This is a genomic window from Streptomyces lincolnensis (assembly GCF_021173675.1).
GTDB lineage: Bacteria > Actinomycetota > Actinomycetes > Streptomycetales > Streptomycetaceae > Streptomyces > Streptomyces lincolnensis_B.
The window spans coordinates 37,153-44,058 of record NZ_JAIHON010000031.1 but is presented as its reverse complement, the minus strand read 5'-3'; the positions used below and the strand labels follow the sequence as shown (position 1 = coordinate 44,058).

Annotated in this window: 7 protein-coding genes; 3 read left to right on the top strand and 4 right to left on the bottom strand. The window is 72.5% G+C overall.

Annotated elements, in window-relative coordinates; genetic code table 11:
- Window positions 1-286 (bottom strand): response regulator (locus tag K4B79_RS47065; RefSeq protein WP_232032688.1); only part of this gene is annotated, 286 nt, incomplete at its 3' end.
- 230 nt (window positions 287-516) lie between these two features.
- Here K4B79_RS47065 and K4B79_RS47060 point away from each other — a divergent pair.
- Complete coding sequence (locus tag K4B79_RS47060) at window positions 517-1,389, top strand: universal stress protein (protein ID WP_232033646.1); 873 nt, start codon at window positions 517-519, stop codon at window positions 1,387-1,389.
- Between the two features lie 132 nt (window positions 1,390-1,521).
- Here K4B79_RS47060 and K4B79_RS47055 read toward each other — a convergent pair whose 3' ends face one another.
- The 3 genes from K4B79_RS47055 to K4B79_RS47045 form a co-directional block, all read right to left on the bottom strand.
- Window positions 1,522-2,760, bottom strand: a complete 1,239-nt coding sequence (locus K4B79_RS47055) for a DUF4032 domain-containing protein (protein WP_232033645.1) — start codon at window positions 2,758-2,760, stop codon at window positions 1,522-1,524.
- Window positions 2,761-2,873: 113 nt separating this feature from the next.
- Window positions 2,874-3,620 (bottom strand): MBL fold metallo-hydrolase, encoded by a 747-nt coding sequence (locus tag K4B79_RS47050; protein WP_232033644.1) that lies wholly within the window; start codon window positions 3,618-3,620, stop codon window positions 2,874-2,876.
- 210 nt (window positions 3,621-3,830) lie between these two features.
- Window positions 3,831-4,457 carry an alpha-ketoglutarate-dependent dioxygenase AlkB gene (locus tag K4B79_RS47045; RefSeq protein ID WP_232033643.1) on the bottom strand — a complete coding sequence of 209 codons (627 nt, stop codon included), beginning with the start codon at window positions 4,455-4,457 and terminating at the stop codon, window positions 3,831-3,833.
- A 126-nt stretch (window positions 4,458-4,583) separates the two neighbouring features.
- On the opposite strand from K4B79_RS47045, the gene K4B79_RS47040 reads away from it, so the two are divergent.
- The gene (locus K4B79_RS47040; RefSeq protein WP_232033642.1) at window positions 4,584-5,210 is read left to right on the top strand and encodes a TetR/AcrR family transcriptional regulator; all 627 of its coding nucleotides are present in this window, start codon (window positions 4,584-4,586) and stop codon (window positions 5,208-5,210) included.
- A 16-nt stretch (window positions 5,211-5,226) separates the two neighbouring features.
- Window positions 5,227-6,900: an FAD-binding dehydrogenase gene (locus K4B79_RS47035; RefSeq protein ID WP_232033641.1), complete on the top strand. Its 1,674-nt coding sequence runs from the start codon at window positions 5,227-5,229 to the stop codon at window positions 6,898-6,900.
- The last annotated feature ends 6 nt before the right edge of the window (window positions 6,901-6,906 follow it).

Below are 6,906 nucleotides of genomic sequence, written 5' to 3'. Positions count from 1 at the left end.
TCAGCAGCACGCGCCGGGCGCCCGGATACACGTCCAGGGCCTGTTCGAGGAACTCGATGCCGTTCATCTGGGGCATCCGGTAGTCGGCCAGGATCACCGCGACCAGATCACCGCGCAGCTTCAGCTCCCGCAGCGCCTCCAGGGCGGACTCGCCGGACTCCGCGCGCACGATCCGGTACGACTCGCCGTAGCGCCGTCGCAGGTCGCGGGCGACGGCACGGGAGACTCCCGGGTCGTCGTCCACGGTCAGGATGACCGTCCGCGCAGCGTCCGCGGCCTGTGCCATACGTCTCCCACCCCGAGTGGTTGGATGCGGGGGCACGGTGTCCCTGTGGTCACCGGCCCGGTCCCGCCCATCGTATGTTCGATCGCCCTGCTTCGCGCAGGTATGGGCCAAGGGCCCGGGAGGCCGGGAGCGGTGGACGCCGGGGGGCTGCGTGGCGAGGGGGGCCGTGTGGTGAAGACTGGGCCGTACGCACGGATTTCGACCGCGACAGAGACAGAGAGGCGGACGGCATGACGCGCCCGATCACGGCAGGGGTCGACGGAACCGAGGAGAGCCTGGCCGCACTGGCCTGGGCCGCCCGGGAGGCGGTCCGCCGGAGGCTGGCGCTGCGGGTGGTGCACGCCTGGCGGTTCCAGTCGTACGAGGCGATCGAGGCCGCCGACCCGGACGTCCAGCTCGGCTGGGCCCGGGAGGCGGTCGGCGAGGCGGCCCGGACCGTCACCGAGCGGCACCCGGAGCTGGAGGTGTCCACCGACGTGGTGGAGGGCGGCGGCGTGGACGCGCTGGTCGCCGCGGCGGCCGAGGCGGAGATGCTGGTCCTCGGCTCGCGCGGCCACGGCCGGGTCGTCGGCTTCCTGGTCGGTTCGGTCGGCCAGCAGGTCATCGTGGAGTCGGCGCGGCCCGTGGTCCTGGTGCGCGCCCGTGACGAGCCCGCCGCCGAGGCGGCCGGCCGCGAGATCGTCGTGGGCCAGCAGGGCGACCCGCAGGACAGCGCCGAGGCCCTGCGGTTCGCGTTCGAGACGGCCGCGGCGCGCGGTGCCGCCGTCCGCGCGGTGCGGGCCTGGACCCTGCCGCCGCTGTTCGCCTACAGCCCGGCCTCGCTGAAGCTCCTCGACGAGGCCGGCGGTCTGGAGCCGTACGAGAAGAAGGCCCTGGCGGCGGCGCTCCAGCCGTGGCGGGACCGCTTCCCCGACGTGCCGGTCGTCGAGCACGTGGAGATGGGCAGCGCCGGGCAGGTGCTGCTGTCCGTGGCGGGCCAGGCCCAGCTGATGGTCGTCGGGCGGCGCGCCCACCGCACCGCCGTCGGCGCCCGCATCGGCTCGGTCGCCCACGGCGTCCTGCACCACGCGGGCTGCCCGGTGGCCGTGGTGCCGCAGGCCTGAGTCAGAGCCTGTCTTTGAACCCCCGCCTGCGCCCCGACGCCCGGCACGCACGCTCGCCGCACGCCGATCGCACGCACCGACCGCCGCTGCGCCCGCGCCGCGCGCGGACGACGGGGGGCCAAAGACAGGCTCTCAGTCCGCGGAGGGCGAGGGCTGGAGCGTCTCGCGGGCCTTGGGCAGGATGTGGGAGATGTAGTCCTGCACCGCCGTGTCCAGCCCGATGTCGTGCTGTGCCCGCTCGGACATGTACCAGCGGTGCTCCAGGAGCTCGTGGTAGATCTCGGCCGGGTCCATCGAGCCGCGCATCTCCAGGGGCACCGCCCGCACGGTGGGCCGGAAGACGTCCCGGACCCAGCGGTGGGCGAGCACCTCGGGGCGGGCACCGAGCGGGTCGCCCGGGGCGTAGTCGTCCTGGGTGGCCATCCAGCTCTCCAGGTCGTTGAGCAGCCGCCGGGCCTGATTCTCCTCGGTGTCCAGCCCGGTCAGCCGCAGCAGCTGGCGCTGGTGGTGGCCGGCGTCCACGACCTTGGGCACGAAGGTGACCGTGTCGCCGTTCGGGGCGTGCTCGATCTGCATCTCGGCCACGTCGAAACCGAGGTCGTTCAGACGGCGGATCCGGCGCTCGATGTAGTGGTACTTGCCCGCCGGGTAGACGGACGTGCGGGTCAGCTCCTCCCACAGGCGCGCGTAGCGCGCGCAGATCTCCATGCCGAACTCGATCGGGTCCACGGAGGGGTGCAGCGCCCCGGAGGCCTCCAGGTCGAGCAGTTCCCCGCTGATGTTGACCCGGGCCAGGTCCAGGTCGTAGTCGCGCTGCCCCGAGCTGAGCTGGGTGTGCAGATCACCGGTCTCCGCGTCCACCAGGTAGGCGGCGTAGGCGCCCGCGTCCCGCCGGAACAGGGTGTTGGACAGCGAGCAGTCGCCCCAGGCGAACCCGGCGAGGTGCAGCCGCACCAGGAGCACCGCCAGCGCGTCCATCAGGCGGTGCATGGTGGCGGGCCGCATCGTCGTCTCGAACATCGACCGGTACGGCATCGAGCCGCCCAGGTGCCGGGTGACCAGCACCGATTCCAGCGGGCCGTCGTCGGCGTCGGTGCGCCCGGTGACCACGGCGAGCGGGTCGACGGCCGGGATGCCGATGCGGTCCAGGTCGCGCAGCAGCTCGTACTCGCGCAGCGCCGGACGCTCGGCGAGTTCCTTGACGGCGATCACCTCGTCGCCGGCCCGGGCGTAGCGCACGACGTGGCGGGAGATACCGCGCGGCAGCGGCACCAGGTACTCCTCGGGCCACTCCTCCAGGGGGAGGTGCCACGGCAGTTCGAGCAGGAGCGCGGGGTGCTCCGGGGTGGTCGCGCTGATCTGCAGAGCCATGGGTCGCGTGTCCTTGTCTTACGGGGTCTCACCAGGTCTTACGGGGTCTCACGAGGCGGTGGGCACCCGTGCTCCGTCGCAGGCGATGCCCCGCCGGTGATCGTCACCTCACCTTAAAGCGCTTTCTCCCGGGCCTGAAGTGCCGCTTCACGGACCGGACCGCGGTGGACGGGTCCGTGCCCGGGTGCCAGCAGATCGCCGTCCAGCTTCTCGAACGCGGTCAGGGAGGCCACGGCGGCGGACCGCTCGTGGTGGAACATGTCCGGCAGCAGCTGCGGGCCCTTTGCCCGGGAGGTGGGGTGGCCGCTGACCAGGGCGTCGCCGGAGACCACCACCCCGCGCTCGGGGAGGTGGAAGGCGCTGTGCCCGTCGGTGTGGCCGGGGGTGTGCACCGGCACGGGTCTGCCGGGCAGGTCCAGTGGGCCGGCCGTCGGGAGCGGCTGCGGCGAGGCGACCGGCACATGGGCGGTGCCGCCCGAGCGGAGCGCGTGCACGGCCCACGGCAGGACACCGGGCCGCCAGCCGTTCTTCAGTACCGTCCCGACGCTCACCTGGTCCAGGAAGTCCCGCCGGGCGTGCGGGACCTCGGCCTCGTGCGTGTAGACGGGCATGCCGTAGGTGGCGCGCAGGAACTCGGCGGAGCCGAGGTGGTCGTTGTGGGCGTGGGTGATGAGCACGGCCTCGACGGCCTCCGGTGAACTGCCCACCTCCGCGAGGGAGGAGAGCAGCTGGGCGCGGTCCCCGGGGTAGCCGGTGTCGATCAGTGTGGCGGCGTCCCCCTCGGTGAGGATCACCCAGTTGGTGTTGCTGCCGTGCACCAGATAAGTACCGTCGGCCACTTGCCGAACATCTGCCCGCATGATCGCCCCGCACTGTGAGTTCCCCGCCCGACGGACCCAGCAAAGCAGACCGGGAGGGCGACGGAGCCGTCGGGTCCGGTCACGCGCCGGACAGGGGGAGGGCGGGGTTCCGCGAGGAACGAGGCTGCCTCCGGCACCGTCCGCCGGAGGCAGCCCCCGCGCACGTCCGAAGCGGCCGCCTCTCCGCCCCGGCGCACGCCGCCCGAGGTGTCACCGCACGCCGTGCGGCCTGAACTGGATGCTGATGCGCGGTCCCGCGGCACGCGTGGTCTTCGGTACGCAGTGCTCCCAGGTCCGCTGGCAGGAGCCGCCCATCACGATCAGGTCGCCGTGGCCCAGCGGCCGTCGGACGGTGTCGCCGCCGCGCACCGGCCGCAGGGCCAGGTCCCGGGGCGCTCCCACGGAGAGGATCGCGACCATGGTGTCCTGGCGGGCGCCCCGCCCGGTCCGGTCGCCGTGCCAGGCCACGCTGTCCCGGCCGTCGCGGTAGTAGCACAGTCCGGCCGTGGTGAACGGCTCGCCCAGTTCCTCGGCGTAGTGCGCGGACAGCGCCGCGCGCGCCCGGTCCAGCGCCGGGTGCGGCAGGGCGTCCCCGGCGCCGTAGAACGCCAGCAGTCGCGGCACGTCGACGACGTGGTCGTACATGGTCCGCCGCTCCGCGCGCCACGGGACCTCCGCGGCCAGGTGTTCGAACAGCGTGTCCGAGCCGCTCAGCCAGCCCGGCAGGACGTCGATCCAAGCACCGGATCCGAGCATGGTCCGGTGGATCCCGTCGAGGGGGCCGAGCCGGAGCCGGTCGGTCTGGTCGAAGAGGGAGGCCTGGAGGTGCGTGCTCATGGCTCCAGCGTACCCCGTATTCGAAAATCTGTTCCCATTAATTCCGGGCCGGGTTCCGGCCGCCCCTATTAGCTTTCGATACATCGCCGTATCGGATACATTTCTGTATCGAACGGGGGTCCGGAGATGGCGGTGGAGCAGACGACCAGGCGCGTCACCAAGCGGCGCGTCCGCACGCGGGCCAAACTGCTGGACGCCGCCTTCGCGGTCTTCGCCGCCAAGGGGTTCGGACGGGTCTCCATCGAGGAGGTCTGCGAGGCCGCCGGCTACAGCCGGGGCGCCTTCTACTCGAACTTCGACAGCCTGGACGAGCTGTTCTTCGCCCTGTACCGGCAGCGGGCCGACCTGATCGCCGAGCAGGTCGCCGGGGTGCTCGCCGTCGACGGCCCGGGGCTTGACGTGCCGGCCGCCGTCGACCGGGTCACCGAGGTGCTGCTCCTGGACCGGGACTGGCTGCTGGTCAAGACCGACTTCCTGGTGCACGCCGCCCGCGCACCCGAGGTCGCCCGGACCCTGCTCGAACACCGGACGCGGCTGCGGCAGGCGATCGCGGACCGGCTGTCCCGGGCACAGGGGCACACCCGCCTGCCCGCGGTGCTCGGCTCCGTCGACGGCGCCGCCCACGCGGTGGTCGCCGCCTACGACGGGGTCACCGTCCAACTGCTGCTGGACGGCGACGTCGACCGGGCCCGCGGCTGGCTCAAACAACTGCTCACCGCGCTGCTCACCGACGGCAGCGACACAACCGTATGAGGAAGGGACGGTCGCCATGGATGCCGACGTCATCGTCGTCGGAGCGGGGCTCGCGGGCCTGGTCGCCGCACACGAGCTGACCAGCAGGGGCCGCCGGGTCGCGCTGGTGGACCAGGAGAACGCCGCCAACCTCGGCGGACAGGCCTTCTGGTCCTTCGGCGGCCTGTTCCTCGTCGACTCCCAGGAGCAGCGCCGCCTCGGGATCAAGGACTCCTTCGACCTCGCCTGGAACGACTGGCAGGGCAGCGCACGGTTCGACCGGATCGAGGACGAGGACTCCTGGGCGGTGCGCTGGGCGCGCGCCTACGTCGAGTTCGCGGCCGGGGAGAAGCGGTCCTGGCTGGAGGGGCACGGCATCAAGTTCCTGCCCACCGTCGGCTGGGCCGAGCGCGGCGACCTGACCGCCCACGGCCACGGCAACTCCGTGCCCCGCTTCCATGTGGCCTGGGGGACCGGCACCGGTGTCGTGGAGCCCTTCGTCGAGTACGCCAAGCAGGCCTCGCGCGACGGGCTGCTGACCTTCCACCACCGCCACCGGGTGGACGAGCTGGTCGTGGAGGAGGGCGCGGCGCGCGGGGTGCGCGGCACCGTCCTGGCCGAGGACCGCTCACCCCGTGGTGTCGCCTCCAACCGCGACCGCGTCGGCGACTTCGAGCTCACCGCCAAGGCCGTGATCGTCACCACCGGCGGCATCGGCGCCAACCACGAGATCGTCCGCCGCTACTGGCCCGAGCGCCTCGGCACCCCGCCCGCCGAGATGGTCACCGGTGTCCCCGCCTACGTCGACGGCCGGATGCTCGACATCAGCGCGGAGGCCGGGGTGCGCCTGGTCAACCGCGACCGCATGTGGCACTACACCGAGGGCCTTCAGAACTGGGACCCGATCTGGCCCGGCCACGGCATCCGCATCCTGCCCGGCCCGTCCTCGATGTGGTTCGACGCCCTCGGCCGCCGCCTGCCCGAACCCTGCCTGCCCGGCTACGACACCCTCAGCACCCTCAAGTACCTGCGCACCACCGAGGACATCGCGGACCACGACCACTCCTGGTTCATCCTCACCCAGAAGATCATCGAGAAGGAGTTCGCGCTCTCCGGCTCCGAGCAGAACCCCGACATCACCGCCAAGGACCGCGCCGGCTTCCTCAAGGAGCGCATCCTCGGCAAGGGCGCCCCCGGACCGGTCGACGCCTTCCTGCGCAAGGGCGCGGACTTCGTGACCGCGCCGAACCTGGAGCAACTCGTGGAGAAGATGAACGAGTTGACCGACAAGGCACTGCTCGACGCGGCCGGGATCCGCCGCCAGATCGAGGCCCGCGACCTCCAGATCGCCAACGCCTACAGCAAGGACGCCCAGGTACAGGGCATCCGCAACGCCCGCCGCTACATCGGCGACCGCCTCGGCCGCGTCGCCACCCCGCACCGCATCCTCGACCCGGCGGCCGGACCCCTGATCGGCGTCAAGCTGCACACCCTGACCCGCAAGACCCTCGGCGGGATCCAGACCGACCTGGACTCCCGCGCCCTCGGCACCGACGGCGAGCCGCTCGACGGTCTCTACGCCGCGGGCGAGGTCGCCGGATTCGGCGGCGGTGGCGTCCACGGCTACAACGCGCTGGAGGGCACCTTCCTAGGCGGCTGTCTCTTCTCCGGCCGGGCGGCGGGCCGGGCGGCGGCACGGCAGACCGGCTGAGCGGGC